This is a genomic window from Ureibacillus endophyticus, assembly GCF_003628435.1.
GTDB lineage: Bacteria > Bacillota > Bacilli > Bacillales_A > Planococcaceae > Ureibacillus > Ureibacillus endophyticus.
The window spans coordinates 1-16,889 of sequence record NZ_RBZN01000061.1 but is presented as its reverse complement, the minus strand read 5'-3'; the positions used below and the strand labels follow the sequence as shown (position 1 = coordinate 16,889).

The 16,889-nt window shown below is 38.8% G+C and carries 13 protein-coding genes, 27 tRNA genes, 1 riboswitch and 1 other annotated feature; of the genes, 8 read left to right on the top strand and 32 right to left on the bottom strand.

Annotation, left to right across the window (positions count from 1 at the left end; all coding sequences use genetic code 11):
* Positions 1-327 precede the first annotated feature (327 nt).
* On the top strand, positions 328-1,587 hold the full coding sequence (gene ilvA, locus D8M03_RS15970; RefSeq protein ID WP_121215793.1) for a threonine ammonia-lyase IlvA: 1,260 nt from the start codon (positions 328-330) through the stop codon (positions 1,585-1,587).
* A gap of 76 nt (positions 1,588-1,663) precedes the next feature.
* On the opposite strand, the gene D8M03_RS15965 is transcribed toward ilvA, so the two are convergent.
* The 4 genes from D8M03_RS15965 to D8M03_RS15950 form a co-directional block, all read right to left on the bottom strand.
* Positions 1,664-2,641, bottom strand: coding sequence for a nuclease-related domain-containing protein (locus tag D8M03_RS15965; protein ID WP_121215792.1), 978 nt, complete (start codon positions 2,639-2,641; stop codon positions 1,664-1,666).
* Between the two features lie 248 nt (positions 2,642-2,889).
* Positions 2,890-3,684 carry an ABC transporter ATP-binding protein gene (locus D8M03_RS15960; protein WP_121215791.1) on the bottom strand — a complete coding sequence of 265 codons (795 nt, stop codon included), beginning with the start codon at positions 3,682-3,684 and terminating at the stop codon, positions 2,890-2,892.
* Complete coding sequence (locus D8M03_RS15955; RefSeq protein ID WP_121215790.1) at positions 3,677-4,708, bottom strand: ABC transporter permease; 1,032 nt, start codon at positions 4,706-4,708, stop codon at positions 3,677-3,679. The genes D8M03_RS15960 and D8M03_RS15955 overlap by 8 nt, the downstream gene beginning before the upstream one ends.
* A gap of 28 nt (positions 4,709-4,736) precedes the next feature.
* Complete coding sequence (locus D8M03_RS15950; RefSeq protein WP_121215789.1) at positions 4,737-5,747, bottom strand: ABC transporter substrate-binding protein; 1,011 nt, start codon at positions 5,745-5,747, stop codon at positions 4,737-4,739.
* Between the two features lie 350 nt (positions 5,748-6,097).
* A riboswitch (PreQ1 riboswitch) is annotated at positions 6,098-6,142 on the top strand.
* A 6-nt stretch (positions 6,143-6,148) separates the two neighbouring features.
* Between D8M03_RS15950 and D8M03_RS15945 the strand changes: the two genes are divergently transcribed.
* From D8M03_RS15945 to trpB (D8M03_RS15915), 7 genes are all read left to right on the top strand, one after another.
* The gene (locus D8M03_RS15945; RefSeq protein ID WP_121215788.1) at positions 6,149-6,631 is read left to right on the top strand and encodes a QueT transporter family protein; all 483 of its coding nucleotides are present in this window, start codon (positions 6,149-6,151) and stop codon (positions 6,629-6,631) included.
* Between the two features lie 182 nt (positions 6,632-6,813).
* Positions 6,814-7,058 (top strand) — a binding site (T-box leader).
* 95 nt (positions 7,059-7,153) lie between these two features.
* Positions 7,154-8,188, top strand: coding sequence for an anthranilate phosphoribosyltransferase (trpD, locus tag D8M03_RS15940; RefSeq protein WP_121215787.1), 1,035 nt, complete (start codon positions 7,154-7,156; stop codon positions 8,186-8,188).
* Positions 8,189-8,986 carry an indole-3-glycerol phosphate synthase TrpC gene (trpC, locus tag D8M03_RS15935; protein ID WP_121215786.1) on the top strand — a complete coding sequence of 266 codons (798 nt, stop codon included), beginning with the start codon at positions 8,189-8,191 and terminating at the stop codon, positions 8,984-8,986.
* Positions 8,986-9,609 (top strand): phosphoribosylanthranilate isomerase, encoded by a 624-nt coding sequence (locus tag D8M03_RS15930; protein WP_121215785.1) that lies wholly within the window; start codon positions 8,986-8,988, stop codon positions 9,607-9,609. The genes trpC and D8M03_RS15930 overlap by 1 nt, the downstream gene beginning before the upstream one ends.
* On the top strand, positions 9,606-10,796 hold the full coding sequence (gene trpB / locus D8M03_RS15925) for a tryptophan synthase subunit beta (protein ID WP_121215784.1): 1,191 nt from the start codon (positions 9,606-9,608) through the stop codon (positions 10,794-10,796). Before D8M03_RS15930 ends, trpB (D8M03_RS15925) begins: the two co-directional genes overlap by 4 nt.
* Positions 10,793-11,575: a tryptophan synthase subunit alpha gene (gene trpA, locus D8M03_RS15920; RefSeq protein WP_121215783.1), complete on the top strand. Its 783-nt coding sequence runs from the start codon at positions 10,793-10,795 to the stop codon at positions 11,573-11,575. Before trpB (D8M03_RS15925) ends, trpA begins: the two co-directional genes overlap by 4 nt.
* A 27-nt stretch (positions 11,576-11,602) precedes the next feature.
* Positions 11,603-12,766, top strand: coding sequence for a tryptophan synthase subunit beta (gene trpB, locus D8M03_RS15915; protein WP_121215782.1), 1,164 nt, complete (start codon positions 11,603-11,605; stop codon positions 12,764-12,766).
* A 41-nt stretch (positions 12,767-12,807) separates the two neighbouring features.
* Here the strand turns inward: trpB (D8M03_RS15915) and D8M03_RS15910 are convergent, their stop codons facing one another.
* The 28 genes from D8M03_RS15910 to D8M03_RS15775 form a co-directional block, all read right to left on the bottom strand.
* Positions 12,808-13,755, bottom strand: coding sequence for an L-threonine 3-dehydrogenase (locus tag D8M03_RS15910; protein WP_121215781.1), 948 nt, complete (start codon positions 13,753-13,755; stop codon positions 12,808-12,810).
* 461 nt (positions 13,756-14,216) lie between these two features.
* Positions 14,217-14,288: transfer RNA gene (locus D8M03_RS15905), tRNA-Glu, on the bottom strand.
* 16 nt (positions 14,289-14,304) lie between these two features.
* Positions 14,305-14,395: transfer RNA gene (locus tag D8M03_RS15900), tRNA-Ser, on the bottom strand.
* A gap of 4 nt (positions 14,396-14,399) precedes the next feature.
* Positions 14,400-14,474: transfer RNA gene (locus tag D8M03_RS15895), tRNA-Asn, on the bottom strand.
* Between the two features lie 11 nt (positions 14,475-14,485).
* Positions 14,486-14,561: transfer RNA gene (locus tag D8M03_RS15890), tRNA-Phe, on the bottom strand.
* Between the two features lie 6 nt (positions 14,562-14,567).
* Positions 14,568-14,643 (bottom strand) — tRNA-Asp (locus tag D8M03_RS15885).
* A 25-nt stretch (positions 14,644-14,668) separates the two neighbouring features.
* Positions 14,669-14,761, bottom strand: a tRNA-Ser gene (locus D8M03_RS15880).
* Positions 14,762-14,773: 12 nt separating this feature from the next.
* A tRNA-Met gene (locus tag D8M03_RS15875) sits at positions 14,774-14,847 on the bottom strand.
* A 19-nt stretch (positions 14,848-14,866) separates the two neighbouring features.
* Positions 14,867-14,942: transfer RNA gene (locus D8M03_RS15870), tRNA-Ala, on the bottom strand.
* Positions 14,943-14,970: 28 nt separating this feature from the next.
* Positions 14,971-15,047 (bottom strand) — tRNA-Pro (locus D8M03_RS15865).
* A gap of 61 nt (positions 15,048-15,108) precedes the next feature.
* Positions 15,109-15,197 (bottom strand) — tRNA-Leu (locus tag D8M03_RS15860).
* Positions 15,198-15,202: 5 nt separating this feature from the next.
* Positions 15,203-15,277, bottom strand: a tRNA-Gly gene (locus D8M03_RS15855).
* Positions 15,278-15,306: 29 nt separating this feature from the next.
* Positions 15,307-15,391, bottom strand: a tRNA-Leu gene (locus D8M03_RS15850).
* Between the two features lie 10 nt (positions 15,392-15,401).
* A tRNA-Lys gene (locus D8M03_RS15845) sits at positions 15,402-15,476 on the bottom strand.
* 7 nt (positions 15,477-15,483) lie between these two features.
* Positions 15,484-15,559 (bottom strand) — tRNA-Thr (locus D8M03_RS15840).
* A gap of 6 nt (positions 15,560-15,565) precedes the next feature.
* Positions 15,566-15,641 (bottom strand) — tRNA-Val (locus D8M03_RS15835).
* A 16-nt stretch (positions 15,642-15,657) separates the two neighbouring features.
* Positions 15,658-15,729 (bottom strand) — tRNA-Glu (locus D8M03_RS15830).
* Position 15,730: 1 nt separating this feature from the next.
* Positions 15,731-15,805 (bottom strand) — tRNA-Asn (locus D8M03_RS15825).
* 8 nt (positions 15,806-15,813) lie between these two features.
* Positions 15,814-15,890: transfer RNA gene (locus D8M03_RS15820), tRNA-Ile, on the bottom strand.
* 4 nt (positions 15,891-15,894) lie between these two features.
* Positions 15,895-15,968, bottom strand: a tRNA-Gly gene (locus D8M03_RS15815).
* A gap of 5 nt (positions 15,969-15,973) precedes the next feature.
* Positions 15,974-16,049 (bottom strand) — tRNA-Asp (locus D8M03_RS15810).
* Between the two features lie 3 nt (positions 16,050-16,052).
* A tRNA-Met gene (locus D8M03_RS15805) sits at positions 16,053-16,129 on the bottom strand.
* 173 nt (positions 16,130-16,302) lie between these two features.
* Positions 16,303-16,378 (bottom strand) — tRNA-Ala (locus tag D8M03_RS15800).
* Between the two features lie 13 nt (positions 16,379-16,391).
* Positions 16,392-16,468, bottom strand: a tRNA-Arg gene (locus D8M03_RS15795).
* A 4-nt stretch (positions 16,469-16,472) separates the two neighbouring features.
* A tRNA-Gln gene (locus D8M03_RS15790) sits at positions 16,473-16,547 on the bottom strand.
* 34 nt (positions 16,548-16,581) lie between these two features.
* Positions 16,582-16,657, bottom strand: a tRNA-His gene (locus tag D8M03_RS15785).
* Positions 16,658-16,684: 27 nt separating this feature from the next.
* Positions 16,685-16,758 (bottom strand) — tRNA-Trp (locus D8M03_RS15780).
* Between the two features lie 13 nt (positions 16,759-16,771).
* A tRNA-Tyr gene (locus tag D8M03_RS15775) sits at positions 16,772-16,855 on the bottom strand.
* Positions 16,856-16,889 lie beyond the last annotated feature (34 nt).

Below are 16,889 nucleotides of genomic sequence, written 5' to 3'. Positions count from 1 at the left end.
CGGTTTTTTTTACGGACTCTCATACGTCCCTGGAGCTGTTCGACTTTCCTTCACTTCTACTATAAAAAAATAGTAGCACAAACCATGGCCTTGGTTTGTACTACTAATGTTAGTATGTTTTTCTTCCACAATTATGTAAAGTTAAAAGTTCGTTCACAATAAAGCGTTTACATCGATTAAATTTTTTGAATTCAATAAATATTTGTGAAAAAAGCGTGATATCTGTGTTAGAATTATAAAATATTTTAAATATAATAAAACTTTCAAAACAAAAAGTTTTTTGAAAGTTCTACCAATTGAAACCTATAGTACGGGGGTAACAAAAAAATGGAAGTTGACTCAAAAACATTTGCAGTGGAAAATATTTTAATTGCACATCATCTATTAAAAGATGTTGTTGTACATACACCACTTCAAAAAAATGACTATTTATCTGAAAAGTACGGTGCAAATATTTATATTAAACGTGAAGATTTACAACATGTTCGTTCATTTAAGTTGCGCGGTGCTTATTATAAAATAAAAAAAATAGAAGACGCTGCTCGCACTAGTGGAGTTGTTTGTGCAAGTGCTGGAAATCACGCACAAGGTGTAGCCTTTGCATGTGCTCACTTAGGAATTAAAGGTGCAATCTTTATGCCTTTAACAACACCAAAACAAAAAGTAGACCAAGTTCGCATGTTCGGTCGAAACAATGTAGAGATTATTCTAGCTGGAGATACATTTGACGATTCTGCAGCTGCAGCTATGGACTATTGTGAAGAACACGACATGATCTTTATCCATCCATTTGATGATTTAGATATCATTGCGGGTCAAGGGACGGTTGCTGTAGAAATTATGAATGACGTTGAAGCACCGATTGATTTCTTATTTGGTGGTATTGGTGGCGGCGGTCTAATGTCTGGCGTTGCATCATATGTAAAAAACTTATCACCTAACAGTAAAGTAATCGGAGTTGAGCCAGCTGGTGCTGCAAGTATGAAAGCAGCCTTTGAAAATGATGGCCCTACAACTTTAGGGAAAATTGATAAATTCTGCGATGGTACAGCCGTACAATGTGTTGGACAAACTACGTATGAAATTTGCCGTACGTATTTAGACGATATCGTTCTTGTTCCAGAAGGCAAAGTAAGTACAACGATTCTTGATTTATATAATAAACACGCAATCGTTGCTGAGCCATCTGGTGCCCTTCCAGTAGCCGCTCTTGATTTATATAAAGATGAAATTAAAGGGAAAACTGCAGTAGCAATTATTACGGGTGGAAACAATGATATCAGCCGTATGCAAGAAATCCGTGAAAAGTCTTTATTATTTGAAGGGTTACTTTATTACTTCATCGTAAACTTCCCTCAACGCGCAGGAGCTTTACGCCAATTTTTAACGGTTGTTCTTGGTCCAAATGATGATATTACAACATTTGAATATACTAAGAAAAACAACAAAGAATCTGGCCCTGCATTAGTCGGTATCGAGGTTAGCAAACCAGAAGACTATCAGGGATTAATCGAACGTATGCGTACTAACGGTTTTGAATTTAAGGAAGTAAACAAAGACAGCACGCTGTTTGGATTATTGGTTTAATATTTAGCTTAGCGCACTCGGAGTTGGTTTCGGGTGCGTTTTTATTTATTTGGGTTTATGGGCGCTTTTTTAAGATTTATGGGAGCTTTTCAAATTTAGCTAAAATATTTCTAGGTATCTTATACTGTCTATCTCTTCTAAAACCTCTATACTCTAATTTCAAGTCAATAATTAATCGTTTCGCAGCATACCGTGACTCAATGTATAAATAATTTCTAAACTCGCTATTTGAAATCCAAACATCATGTAAATTACGATAATCAAGCAATGCCTCATATAACGATTCCTTTGTTTTGGTTTTACAAACTGGACAGACAAATTGTCCATGTTTAAACTCCATTACGAATTTATAGAGACACCGTTTACACAGTGCACCAGTTCTTAATTTATTGCGATCAACATTTACATCCCATTCTTTAGGCTTCCTCATTTCAAGTAACTTCTTTTTTACGCATTCTAATTCTTGGTCAGAAATTTGATTATAGTTATACTTCGAAAATAAATGATAGATATGAGTTTGTAGTCCACTTACATGAAAAATCGCTATTTCCGATGGTACATCTCCAATAATTGTTGTAGGCTGAGCTAGGATAATCGCATACTCAACAGGTAAAGCAATATTCCAGTTCCAAATCATTCGTTTAAAGAATCTGACATGACGTTCAATTTGGTTAATTGGATTAGAAAAGCCCGCTCTTGTTCCATCTAAACGTGTTCTAATAAATTGATGCTTCTTTTGGTCAAAGTCGATTTGCCCTCCAATATTTTTAATCTCTAATAGTAAAATAAAATTCCTACAAATAAATATAGTATCGATTTGATGGGAATGATTCACTTCATTTTCCGTTTCATAGTTATGGAATAAATAATGATTTGAAGGCACGATGATTTCTCCCCATTCTCGATCAACACGAATTTCTCCCTCGAATCCATGCTTAGTGGTTATATAGAGATTTTTATAATACTCATACTCTTCATCTTCCATTGGTAATCTACGTAAAATACTCTCTAATAATATTAGATTATTAGGCTTTTCCCTTTGTAAAACAATCATCTCTCTCCCTCCTTGTCCAAATTTTATTAAGTAAGCTCTATTTGGTCAAAATGCCAAAATTCAGATTTGCCCCTATTCCCTTTTCTAAAAACCAATTTTCACTCTCTCGATAAACATAGCTATCTCACAGAAATCCAAGCAATATCAACACTCCTCAAAACAATTACCTTTCTTCCATAAAATAAATTTGGCATAAAAAAACCCCAGTGTTAGTTCCCTAACAACTGAGGTGCGACACTATTATTCTATTATCCCAACAACGCTCGGTCTGAGTTCATTTTTTCACCACGGATTTTCTCGAACTCGTTCATTAGGTCTGGGATTGTTAATGATGGCTTTTTATCCTCATCAATTGATAGAATGATTTGACCTTTATCCATCATGATAAGGCGGTTTCCTAAATCAATCGCTTGTTGCATGTTGTGGGTAACCATTAAAGTTGTTAAGTTCCCTTCTTCAACAAGTTGCTTCGTTAAATTTGTAATTAATTCAGCACGAGATGGGTCTAGGGCAGCCGTATGTTCATCCAACAGTAGGATGTCAGGTTTTGTAAACGTTGCCATTAGTAGAGATAACGCTTGTCTTTCCCCACCTGAAAGCATACCTACTTTCGCATTTAAACGATTTTCTAAATTTAAATGTAATTTTTCCAAAGATGTTCTGAAAAAATCACGGCGTTCACGATTCGAACCAAAACGTAATCTACGTTTAGCATTTCTTGAGTATGCAATCGCTACGTTTTCCTCAATTGTCATTGAAGGTGCAGTACCGGCCATTGGATCTTGGAAAACGCGGCCAATGTAATGAGATCGTTTATACTCAGGAAGTCTCGTAACATCATTCCCATCAATGGATACTGTTCCAAAGTCAGGTGTTAGCGCCCCTGAAATCATGTTCATCATTGTTGATTTTCCAGCACCGTTACTCCCGATTATTGTTACAAAATCACCAGGTGCTAAATGTAAATTAATATTGTCTAAAGCAATCTTTTCATCGGGTGTTGCTTCATTAAAGATTTTATTAATACCTTCCAATTTAAGCAAGGTGATTCCCCCCTTGCGCCATGTTTTGCTCTCCAAGACGTTCTGCCCGTCTTTTTAGCTTTCTTCTCTTCTCACGTCGTTTATCAATGAACTGCGGAAGAACTAACGCTAAAATAACAATTACTGCAGTGATTAATTTCATATCAGATGTATCTAACCAATCGATACGAAGAGCTATCGCATAAATAATACGGTAAATAATAGCCCCTGCAATAACTGCAATTGTTGTGCGGAAGATTGTCTTTGTTCCGAAAATAGCTTCACCGATAATAACAGATGCTAGACCGATAACGATCATCCCAATCCCCATATTTGCATCGGCAAACTTTGAATATTGAGCGATTAAAGCTCCAGAAAATGCAACTAGGGCATTTGAAATTCCAAGACCTAACACAATTAACGAATCCGTGTTTGCTGAGAAGCTTCGAATCATTCGTTTGTTGTCACCTGTTGCACGGATTGCAAGACCAACTTCTGTTTTTAAGAACCAATCTGCAATAAACTTGATGATGAGTGTAATAATAAGCACTACTAAAATTGTTCCCCATGTAGATGGAGCTGTTTGAAAACCTAACGTATTTTTAATGAAATTTGTTAACGCTGTATCAATGCCTAAATTACTCCAAAAACTTTGAAATTGTGAAAAAATCGTATCAGTATTCATGAGTGGAATATTTGGTTTTACAATTGCATTTTCTGCAGATAACCCCATTATACGTAGATTGATTGAATACAATGCAATCATCATTAAAATACCTGAAAGGAGTGGATTTATTTTACCTTTCGTGTGTAAAAGACCAGTCATACATCCTGCAATAAATCCAGCAACAATTGCCATTAATGTAGCTAGTATCGGGTTATAACCTAATGCGATCATCATTGCTGCTGTAGATGCTCCCGTAACAAAGCTGCCATCAACCGTTAAATCCGGAAAATCTAACACTCGGAATGTTAGGTACACCCCGAGTGCCATAATTGCATAGATGATTCCTTGCTCAACTGAACCGAACAATGCTGCAAACATAATGAATCATCTCTCCTTACTAACTTTATTATTCAAAAAACTCTGCATTCCAAGAGTCTTTTACTTCAAGACCTAATTTCTCAACAGTAGCCTTATTCATAAGTAATTTTAAGTTTGCTGGGTAAGCTGATGGAATTTCTGCAGGTGTAGCTTCACCATTTAAAATTTTCACAGCCATTTGACCAGCTTCATAACCGATATCATAGTATTCGAAACCGTAAGCACCTAAAGCGCCACGTTTTACTGAATCTAGTTCTCCAACCATTAATGGTAATTTGTTTCCTTCTGCAACTTCAACTACTGATTCAAGGGCAGAAACAACCGTGTTATCAGTGATAATGTATAAAGAATCAACTTTACCGATTAAAGATTCTGTAGCTTGTTTTACTTCAGCAGATGTTGAAACTGCTGCTTCTTCTAATTTTAAACCAGCCTCTTCTAATAGAGCACGAACTTGATCTACTTGAGCTACTGAGTTTTGTTCACCAGTGTTATAAACAGTACCAACTGTTTTAGCACCTAATTCATCTTTTAAGAATGCTACTGTGTTTGCAATTGTATCAGGATGTAAATCTACTGTACCTGTAACATTACCACCAGGAGCTTCCATTGAATCGATTAATTGTGCACCAACAGCATCTGTTACAGATGTGAAGATGATAGGAATATCAGAAGTTGCACCTTTTACCGCTTGAGCTGATGGAGTTGAGTTTGCAAAAATTAAATCAACACCTTCATTTACTAAGTTTTGTGCAATTGTTGTATTCATACTTTGATCGTTTTGAGCGTTTTCTTCAACAAACTCTACTTGTAAACCAGCGTCTTCAAGTGCTTTTTTGAAACCGTCAGTAGCAGCGTCTAATGATGGATGCTCAACGATTTGTGTAATACCAACTTTAAATGTTTTTGCTTCTTCTGTACCTTCAGTATCTGTACTTTGTTCTGCATTGTCAGTAGATTTTTCGCTACCACCACACGCAGCTAGTAAAAGTACTAGACCAAAAAGTAAGAATGAAAGTTTTTTCACATTACTTTTCATGTGTCTTTTTCCCCCCGACTTTTTATTCACAAAATCCTTTAAAATTTTTCGAATCTATTAAACAATTCGAAAAAATTAGAGTTTATCGATATATTACATTGTACTTATTTAATAGTCAACCAACTTTGGCAATCTTCTGAAATGATTTAATAGTCAAATAGTTTCTCTATAATACCAATTTATCGCTTTAAATCGCTAAACTATAATGTTTATTTTAGCATTTAACTATATCAAAAAAGTAATTCATTATGACAATATTTCGACATTTTTCTATATTGGTAAATTTCACACTATATTGATAGGAATTTGACATATGTGACAATCTATTATAATATATTACTTTGTGTTCATTCACCGTGGTTCGAAACCATCCCACGAAAAAAAACTAAGGAGAAGTGAATATGAAAGTAAAGTTTTTAGCAACAACGGGGATTATTGCTGCTCTTTATATTGCAGTAACAATGCTAGTTGCCCCATTTGGATTTACGGAAATTCAATTCCGTGTATCTGAAATGTTTAATCATTTAGTAGCATTCAATCCACGCTACATGCTTGGTGTTGTAATAGGCGTATTTATCGCAAATTTATTCTCACCACTAGGCATCTATGATTTAATTTTTGGAGTAGGACACTCTATTATCACTCTTGCAATCTTTATTTTGATTTGTAAGTATGTGAAAAATACTTTAGTCCGCATGGTTATAAATTCATTTTTATTTACAGTGACGATGTTTATAATCGCCCTTGAATTAAATCTTGCTTTAGAATTACCATTTTTATGGACATGGTTAACATGTGCAGTGGGTGAATTTGTTGTGCTTATTATTGGTGTGCCAATTATGCACCTTTTAAATAAACGTTTAAATTTCAAAGATTTAATTTAACGTTAGAACCGATAGACTTTATGTCTGTCGGTTTTTTATTTTCGTTGTAAAACTTTTCTGAAAACATTGACATCGTGAAAAGTTAAGTCTAGAATACTATTAACAAATTGTTCGGATACGGTAGCAGGTTGCGGGAGCGCGACCACCGTCAGAGCAAAGCAGAGTTTAGATGAGAATAGCAGAGTAAATTGATGAATAAGAATAGTAGCGCATTTTGGACGTTAAAGAGAGCTAGTGGTTGGTGTAAACTAGTGCGGACAATTGCGTGAATGGGCCTTATGAGAGCAACTAGCTTTCATTGTTAGTTGACGTCTTTCCTACGTTACAAGGAAGTGTTTTTCGTGATTCAATTCATGAAAATACACGCCAAGGTGGAAGTAATTTTTACTTCAACAGAGGTGGCAACGCGGTGCAAATCGTCCTCTACAAATGGGATTTTCCCTTTGTAGAGGACTTTTTTATTTGTTCTAAGAGCTACCCTTATTCCTTACCTGCTAAATCCAAAATATAGGAGGACAAATTATGGGTATCCAATTATTCACTAGTCGAGTAAATGCAAAAGAAAGTTTATCTTTTGATGAAATGGTTCAAGCTGCAGAAATCGTTTTTGATGATAATACTCCAAAAGAACAAATTAAATCATTTCTTTTAGCTTTAAGTGAAAAAGGTGAAACAGCTGAAGAAATTGCTGGTCTTGCAACTGTGATGAAAGCAAACGCGGTGGAAGTACCAGTTCCAGAAGGTCGTTATTTAGATAACTGCGGAACAGGTGGAGATGGTTTAAAAACTTTTAATATTAGTACAACATCAGCATTCGTTCTTGCTGCAAATAATGTGCAAGTTGCAAAACATGGCAATCGTAAAATATCCAGTAATTCCGGTAGCTCAGACGTATTACAAGCTTTAGGCATTCATTATGATTTCACGGTCTCAGAATCTGTTGAATTAATTAAACAACAAGGGATTGCCTTTCTCTTTGCACCAGGTGTCCATCCGAAACTAAAACGCATCGGTGAAATTCGTAGAGAAATTGGAAAACCAACAATCTTTAATATGGTTGGTCCACTTACAAATCCAGTTAATTTAAAAGCCCAACTTGTTGGTATTAATCGTCCTGACTTAGTAGAAGATTACGCGAAAGTTTTACGTTTATTAGGACGTGAACGCGCAGTTGTAGTATCAGGTGCTAATGGGATGGATGAGGCTTCACTAAGTTCTGAAAATAAGCTTGCATTATTAGAAAATGGTGAAATCAAACCATTTTCACTTAATATCGAAAATCTTGGTCTCTCCCCTGCCCCAATAAGCGCACTTATTGGCAGTACCCCAGAAGATAATGCGGTAATTTTAAGAGATTTATTAAAGGGAAAACAAAGTTCGTATTTTGATGCCGTTTTACTTAATTCAGGTCTTGGTTTCTTCGCTTATGGTACAGCAGCTACAGTTAAAGAAGGAATTGACATGGCTCGAGAAAGCATTTTCTCTGGTAAAGCACTTCAAAAACTTGAAGCAATTGTGGAATTTAGCCAATCGATTTTAAAGGAGCGTGCAGTGTAAATGACGATTTTACAAACAATCTTAGAATATAAAGAAACCTTAATTCCACAGCTACTTGCAAACGAACCAAATTTTAATGTGGCATCAATATCACGCATTTCGTTGTACGACGCTTTACGTAAATCTGATACGTTACAAGTGATTTCTGAAATGAAACGTGCTTCTCCTTCTAAAGGATTAATCAATGAAGGAGCAAACCCAGTTGAACAAGCAAAAAAGTATGAACAAGCAGGCGCCGTTTGTATTTCTGTTTTAACTGAAGATAAATTTTTTAAAGGATCATTTCAAGATTTAGCTGATATTGCAAACAACGTAAATATCCCGCTTTTAAATAAAGACTTTATCATTCACGAAGTCCAAATTGATTATGCAAAAGCAGCAGGTGCATCTGTGATTTTATTAATTGTTGCTGCATTGCCCGATGATAAGCTAAAGGCTCTGTATGATTATGCGACCACTTTAGGATTGGATGTTTTAGTGGAAGTTCATAACGATGAAGAACTTGACCGCGCATTTGCTATTAATCCAAAAATTATCGGGGTTAACAATCGTGATTTAAAAACATTCAATCTTGACCTTGCCCAAACTGAAAAATTGGCAGCAAAAATTAATGCTCGTAATGACATTGCATTTATTAGTGAAAGTGGGATTTGGGATGTAGAAGATGCCAAAAGAGTTGCTGCAGTGGGTGCTCGCGGTGTATTAGTTGGTGAATCATTAATGCGAAGCGGAAATGTAGAAGAAGCATTAACTTCATTACAAGTTCCCCTTCCCTTTGTCGTAGAGGATGTGAAGTAATGGTTAAGGTGAAAATTTGCGGTTTAAAAGAAGAAAAACATGTACTATCTGCTGTTGATGCTGGTGCTACATGGATCGGTTTTATGTTTGCACCGAGTAAAAGACAAATATCAATTGAACGGGCTGCAGAACTTGCGAATCTTGTTCCCTCTCATGTAAAAAAAGTTGGTGTTTTCGTTAATCCCACTGAGGAACAAGTACGAGAAGCTGTTGATGTAGTGGGACTTGATTATGTGCAATACCATGGCAATGAGGACCCTGATTTTATTTTTAAGTTAGGTTACCCATCTATTAAGGCCCTTTCGATTCGTACTTATGAAGATGTTGAAAAAGCAAGTAAATATAAAGTAGATTACTACTTATTCGATGCACCAGGTACTGATTTCGCTGGTGGCAGTGGTAAAGTTTTCGATTGGTCCTTACTTGATAAGCTTTCTATCCCAAAAGAACGCGTCATTTTAGCAGGCGGTTTAAATAGTGAAAATGTAGGGCGTGCCATTGAACAAGTGCAACCATTTGGCGTGGACGTCTCAAGCGGTGTCGAACGTGAAGGTGTGAAAGATTCTAATTTAATTGAACAATTTATTAAAGCAGCGAAATTAGAAGGAGTGAACAACAGATGACAACAGAAGTAAAAGGTAGATTTGGCCGATTTGGAGGTCAGTTCGTTCCTGAAACATTAATGACAGCATTAAAAGAATTAGAAGAAGCTTATGACAAATTTAAAAATGATGAGTCTTTTCAGCAGGAGCTTCGTTACTATTTAAAAAATTACGTTGGTCGAGAAACTCCCCTTTATTTTGCTGAACGATTAACAGAAGCTTGTGGTGGAGCAAAAATTTATTTAAAACGTGAAGACTTAAATCACACAGGTGCTCACAAAATTAACAACGCTTTAGGTCAGGCACTATTAGCAAAACGTATGGGCAAGAAAAAAATTGTTGCTGAAACAGGGGCTGGTCAACACGGTGTTGCTACTGCTACAGCTTGTGCCCTTCTTAACTTAGAATGTATCGTTTATATGGGGGCAGAAGATGTAAAGCGCCAAGCATTAAACGTATTTCGAATGGAATTACTCGGCACAAAGGTAGTTGCTGTTGAGAAAGGCTCTGCCACATTAAAAGATGCTGTAAACGAAGCATTGCGTCATTGGGTTACAAATATCGATGACACTCACTATATTTTAGGGTCTGCATTGGGTCCTCACCCATTCCCTACAATTGTTCGTGACTTCCAACGTGTAATTGGAGATGAAACAAGAGCTCAATTTCTTGAACTTGAAAATCGTCTTCCTAATGCAATTGTTGCATGTGTTGGTGGAGGCAGTAACTCAATTGGCATGTTCTATCCTTTCGTACAAGATACTGAAGTTGCTTTATATGGTGTAGAAGCGGCTGGGCAAGGAATTGAAACAGGAAAACATGCTGCTGCCATTCAAGGAGGCCAAACTGGTGTACTTCATGGTGCCTTTATGTATTTATTACAAGATGAAAACGGGTTTGTAACAGAAGCCCATAGTATCTCGGCAGGACTTGACTACCCAGGTGTTGGACCAGAACATTGTCATCTCCATGAAACGGGCCGTGCTATTTTTGATAGCGTCACAGATGATCAAGCTCTAGAAGGTGTAAAAATGCTTTGTCGTACTGAAGGAATTTTACCTGCATTAGAAAGTTCCCACGCAGTATATTACGCATCACAGTTAGCAAAAACGATGTCACCTGATGAAATTCTTGTTATTTGCTTATCTGGTCGTGGTGATAAAGATGTTCATACCATTTCTGCTGCCCTTGGAGGTGACCTAGCATGAGTCAATTAAAAGAAGCTATCCTTTCCACTACTGCTAAAGGTGATAAAGCATTTATTCCTTATATCATGGCGGGAGACGGGGGATTAGAAAAATTACAACCTACTATCTTAAAACTACAGGAACTTGGTGTTACGGCAATCGAAGTGGGTATTCCTTTTACGGATCCTGTAGCAGATGGACCAACTATTGAACGTGCTGGTGAACGAGCTTTAGCTAACGGTACAACTTTACGTAAAGTAATCGAAACGTTAACAAGTTTTTCGGAGCATATCAAAGTCCCTCTTGTAGCAATGACTTATTTAAATCCGATTTTAGCTTATGGGATTGAAAAATTTTCAGAAGATGCGAAGCTTGCAGGTATAAAAGGCATCATTATTCCAGATATGCCTCTAGAAGAAAGAGATATTGTCTACACTGCTTTAAAGGCTAACGACATTGCTCTTGTACAACTAGTTTCTTTAACAAGTACTCCTGAACGCATTGAACGATTAACGAAAGCAAGTGAAGGTTTTATTTATGCTGTCACTGTCAACGGAATTACCGGCGCTCGCTCAAGTTTTGCTAGTAAACTAGAAGAACATTTCAAAAAAATTCAAGAATATTCAGATACACCTGTGTTAGCGGGATTTGGAATCTCAACACCAGAACATGTGAAAAGCTTTAGCGACTTTTCTAGTGGTGTTATTGTCGGCAGTAAAATTGTCGATAGTTTAGTTGCTAATGATTGGGCAACAATTGAAGAATTAGTTAAAGCTTCAAAAGTAGCTACAGTAAAATAATCAATGAATATAGGAGTTGATTTCTAAATGAGTCAAGTAGCAATTAAAAATGGATATTACGGAGATTTTGGTGGTAGCTTTGTTCCGGAAGATTTACAACAAGTTTTAGAGTACATTGGTGAGCAATATGAAAAATATAAAAACGACCCAGAATTTAATGAGGAATTGAAATATTATCTACGCGAATACGTTGGCCGTGAAAATCCCCTATACTTCGCTGAAAATTTAACGAAACAATTAGGTGGCGCGAAAATCTACCTAAAACGTGAAGATTTAAATCACACAGGATCTCATAAAATTAACAATGTGTTAGGTCAAATTTTATTAGCTAAACGTATGGGTGTAAAACGTGTTATTGCGGAAACTGGAGCTGGTCAACACGGTGTTGCTACTGCTACAGCATGTGCAATGTTTGGAATGGAATGTACCATTTATATGGGGGCAAAAGATACAAAACGCCAAGCATTAAACGTTTTCCGCATGGAGCTTTTAGGTGCAAAAGTTGTTGCCATCGATATAGGCCAAGGTTTATTAAAAGAAGCTGTAGACGAGGCTTTCGCAGACTTAGTGGCAAATTATAAAAATACGTTTTATTTAATTGGTTCTGCTGTTGGCCCTACTCCTTACCCAGAAATGGTTGAACATTTCCAATCAATTATTAGTAAAGAGAGCCGTGCTCAACATTTAGAAAAGGAAGGTAAACTCCCTACTGCTGTTATTGCAGCTGTTGGTGGAGGTAGTAATGCTGCGGGTGCCTTTGCCCACTATAAAGAAGATCAAGAAGTCCGTTTAATCGGTGTTGAACCCGCAGGCGCTGCTACACTATCAAAAGGTTCCCCTGCTGTCTTCCATGGTTTCAAAAGCTATGTTTTACAAGACGAGGAAGGCAACTTGCTAGAAACGAATTCAATCGCAGCAGGTCTTGACTATCAAGGCGTTGGTCCTTTACATGCACATTTACATTCAACGGGTCGTGGTGAGTATGTAACGGTAACAAACGAAGAGGTGCTTGATGCTTTCCAAACACTTTCTCGCGTAGAAGGAATTATCCCAGCATTAGAAAGTTCTCATGCTGTTGCATATGCTTTAAAGTTTGCTCCAACACTTTCGCCTGAAGACAGCATTATTGTCAATGTATCAGGGCGTGGCGATAAAGATGTAGAGCAAGTATTTGAAATGTTAAATAAATAATAAAATAAGGCTAGGAGAATTCAATTTCTCCTAGCCAACTTTTATGATATTTTTCTAAATTTTTGTTTTAGCTTATCTAACATATCAATCGTCATTTTCTCTAAATCAAACTCAGCTTTGAATCCCCACTCTTCTACCGCTGCTGAAGAATCAATTGCATTCGGCCAGCTATCTGCAATTTTTTGACGAACAGGATCCACATCATATCTTATTTTAAATGAGGGAATATGTTTTCGAATTTCATCAGCAATTTGAGAAGGTTCGAAACTCATAGCTGAAATATTAAATGCATTACGATGTTTTAACTTTGAACCATCTGCTTCCATTAAATCAACTATCGCCTGCAGAGCATCTGGCATATACATCATATCCATATACGTACCTTCTGCAATATAAGATGTATAACTTCCATTTTCAACTGCCTTATAATAGATATCTACTGCATAATCGGTCGTTCCCCCACCAGGTGGCGTCACATATGAAATCAATCCTGGAAAACGAACGCCTCTTGTATCAACTCCAAAACGAGTATAATAATAGTCGCACAATAGTTCCCCAGCAACTTTATTGATTCCATACATCGTTGTAGGACGTTGAAGTGTGTCTTGTGGCGTGTTATCTTTCGGAGTTGTCGGTCCAAAGGCACCAATTGAACTTGGTGTGAAAAATTGTAAATCTAATTCTCTCGATACTTCTAATGCATTCATTAAACCGCCCATATTGAGATTCCATGCAAATAACGGATTTTTTTCTGCCGTTGCAGAAAGTAAAGCAGCCATATGGATAAGCGTATCTGCACCAAACTGCTTCGCAAGTTCATACATACGATCCGCATCTGTTACATCCAGAATTTCAAATGGTCCTCCAACATTCGTATCCTTACGTATGTCCGTTGATAAAACATTATCTTCTCCATAAATGTCACGTAACTTTACAACTAACTCAGATCCAATCTGACCTAAAGCACCCGTTACCATTATTTTTTTCATGTTGTCGCCTCCTCTGATGAAAAACAATTGTCCATTCTAAAAATACACAAAATCGTTGATATATCAACATCTTTAATGATTTTCATTATAATCCGTTCTTTACAAAAAGACAATATATAATAAAATTTTTTAACAAACTTGGGCTTCCTTCTCTTATCATATGCAATAGGAGTTTTAGATGTAATAGCTTATATTTCTTATTCAGCAAGGAATGTATGCATTTAAAATGACATCCATTTCCTTTTAGTTAATATTTATTAAACAGAATTAATTTTGAACGAACAATAAAGTGAATTTAGAGGAAAAGGCTATTATATAAGTAAGTATTTCTGCAGTTTATTAGTAGCGGTAGTTATTGTAAGTTCATCAATGTTACAATTACATAGGTTTCTAGGTACACAAAAAAGGCTATATGAGAGTTCATAGTGAACTTTCATATAGCCTTCATGTTTTTACTTTTATGACCCGTACGGGATTCGAACCCGTGTTACCGCCGTGAAAGGGCGGTGTCTTAACCACTTGACCAACGGGCCAGAATATTATGCTTTCTGGCGGAGAAGGAGGGATTTGAACCCTCGCGCCGGTTACCCGACCTACACCCTTAGCAGGGGCGCCTCTTCAGCCTCTTGAGTACTTCCCCAAAATGGCTCCGAAGGTAGGACTCGAACCTACGACCAACCGGTTAACAGCCGGTTGCTCTACCACTGAGCTACTTCGGAATATTTAGAAATGGTGGGTCGAGACGGAATCGAACCGCCGACACTTTGAGCTTCAGTCAAATGCTCTACCAACTGAGCTATCGACCCACTTTATGGCGGTCCCGACCGGGATCGAACCGGCGATCTCCTGCGTGACAGGCAGGCATGTTAACCGCTACACCACGGGACCATTATTACTAACTATTTAAATAAGATGGCGGAGGAAGAGGGATTCGAACCCCCGCGCGGTTTAACCCGCCTGTCGGTTTTCAAGACCGATCCCTTCAGCCGGACTTGGGTATTCCTCCACTTTTAATAAATGGCGGCAGAGGGGATCGAACCCCCGACCTTACGGGTATGAACCGTACGCTCTAGCCAGCTGAGCTACGCCGCCATATTGTATATTCTAATTTTGGTGGAGCCTAGCGGGATCGAACCGCTGACCTCCTGCGTGCAAGGCAGGCGCTCTCCCAGCTGAGCTAAGGCCCCATTATTTAACATCTAAATTGATATTGGATGGTCGGGAAGACAGGATTCGAACCTGCGACCCCTTGGTCCCAAACCAAGTGCTCTACCAAGCTGAGCTACTTCCCGCAAAATTCCCGGGCGTTAGAAACCACATATATCTTTAACCGTAGCCAAACGCTCAAATTAATGGTGCCGAGGACCGGAATCGAACCGGTACGGTAGTCACCTACCGCAGGATTTTAAGTCCTGTGCGTCTGCCAGTTCCGCCACCCCGGCACATTTGGAGCGGAAGACGGGGTTCGAACCCGCGACCCCCACCTTGGCAAGGTGGTGTTCTACCACTGAACTACTTCCGCATGTGCTAAAAATTTATGATTTAATTAAATGGTGCGGGTGAAGGGAGTCGAACCCCCACGCCTTGCGGCGCTAGATCCTAAGTCTAGTGCGTCTGCCAATTCCGCCACACCCGCAATATAAAACTGGTGAGCCATGAAGGACTTGAACCTTCGACCCTCTGATTAAAAGTCAGATGCTCTACCACTGAGCTAATGGCTCTAAATAATGGTGCCGGCGATAGGAGTCGAACCCACGACCTACTGATTACAAGTCAGTTGCTCTACCAACTGAGCTACACCGGCATAATATGGTGGAGGATGACGGGCTCGAACCGCCGACCCCCTGCTTGTAAGGCAGGTGCTCTCCCAGCTGAGCTAATCCTCCTGGGAATTAAATTTTATGACCCGTACGGGATTCGAACCCGTGTTACCGCCGTGAAAGGGCGGTGTCTTAACCACTTGACCAACGGGCCATGGCTCCGAAGGTAGGACTCGAACCTACGACCAACCGGTTAACAGCCGGTTGCTCTACCACTGAGCTACTTCGGAATAATACATGGTGGGCCTAAATGGACTTGAACCATCGACCTCACGCTTATCAGGCGTGCGCTCTAACCAGCTGAGCTATAGGCCCCAATTGGAGCGGGTGATGAGAATCGAACTCACGACATCAGCTTGGAAGGCTGAGGTTTTACCATTAAACTACACCCGCAATAATGGCGGTCCCGACCGGGATCGAACCGGCGATCTCCTGCGTGACAGGCAGGCATGTTAACCGCTACACCACGGGACCATTTGGTTGCGGGGACAGGATTTGAACCTGTGACCTTCGGGTTATGAGCCCGACGAGCTACCGAACTGCTCCACCCCGCGGAAATATTATATTCTAAAATTAAAATATTGTATTACGCATATAGTTTTCATTTGAACCGTCACGATTTCGTTTAGTGAATTCAAGATGTTTGCGAAATCGTTACGCTGAAGCATCGCTACGAAGTTGATTCGTTCGTGCTCCACCCCGCGATAATATTATTTAATTTTTTTATTGGTGGAGCCTAGCGGGATCGAACCGCTGACCTCCTGCGTGCAAGGCAGGCGCTCTCCCAGCTGAGCTAAGGCCCCAAAATAATATATTTGGCGCGCCCGGCAGGAGTCGAACCCACAACCTTCTGATCCGTAGTCAGACGCTCTATCCAATTGAGCTACGGGCGCTAAATGGCTGGGGTACTAGGATTCGAACCTAGGCATGACGGAATCAAAATCCGTTGCCTTACCGCTTGGCTATACCCCAATATTTTAAAATTATTTAATTTAATTTAATTTAATGGGGCGACTGATGGGAATCGAACCCACGAATGTCGGAACCACAATCCGATGCGTTAACCACTTCGCCACAATCGCCATCGTGTAATAAGTTCAAACAGATATTGGCAGGGGCAGTAGGAATCGAACCCACACCAAAGGTTTTGGAGACCTCTATTCTACCGTTGAACTATGCCCCTACTTTAAAGTAGATGGTGGAGGGGGACGGATTCGAACCGCCGAACCCGAAGGAGCGGATTTACAGTCCGCCGCGTTTAGCCACTTCGCTACCCCTCCAGAAAGGATGCCGGCGATAGGAGTCGAACCCACG

Coding starts and splice junctions, on each gene's coding strand:
- trpA (WP_121215783.1), top strand. CDS start 10,793: ATGAGTCAATTAAAAGAAGCTATCCTTTCCACTACTGCTAAAGGTGAT.
- trpB (WP_121215784.1), top strand. CDS start 9,606: ATGACAACAGAAGTAAAAGGTAGATTTGGCCGATTTGGAGGTCAGTTC.
- ilvA (WP_121215793.1), top strand. CDS start 328: ATGGAAGTTGACTCAAAAACATTTGCAGTGGAAAATATTTTAATTGCA.
- D8M03_RS15955 (WP_121215790.1), bottom strand. CDS start 4,708: ATGTTTGCAGCATTGTTCGGTTCAGTTGAGCAAGGAATCATCTATGCA.
- D8M03_RS15930 (WP_121215785.1), top strand. CDS start 8,986: ATGGTTAAGGTGAAAATTTGCGGTTTAAAAGAAGAAAAACATGTACTA.
- trpD (WP_121215787.1), top strand. CDS start 7,154: ATGGGTATCCAATTATTCACTAGTCGAGTAAATGCAAAAGAAAGTTTA.
- trpB (WP_121215782.1), top strand. CDS start 11,603: ATGAGTCAAGTAGCAATTAAAAATGGATATTACGGAGATTTTGGTGGT.
- trpC (WP_121215786.1), top strand. CDS start 8,189: ATGACGATTTTACAAACAATCTTAGAATATAAAGAAACCTTAATTCCA.
- D8M03_RS15945 (WP_121215788.1), top strand. CDS start 6,149: ATGAAAGTAAAGTTTTTAGCAACAACGGGGATTATTGCTGCTCTTTAT.
- D8M03_RS15910 (WP_121215781.1), bottom strand. CDS start 13,755: ATGAAAAAAATAATGGTAACGGGTGCTTTAGGTCAGATTGGATCTGAG.
- D8M03_RS15950 (WP_121215789.1), bottom strand. CDS start 5,747: ATGAAAAGTAATGTGAAAAAACTTTCATTCTTACTTTTTGGTCTAGTA.
- D8M03_RS15965 (WP_121215792.1), bottom strand. CDS start 2,641: ATGATTGTTTTACAAAGGGAAAAGCCTAATAATCTAATATTATTAGAG.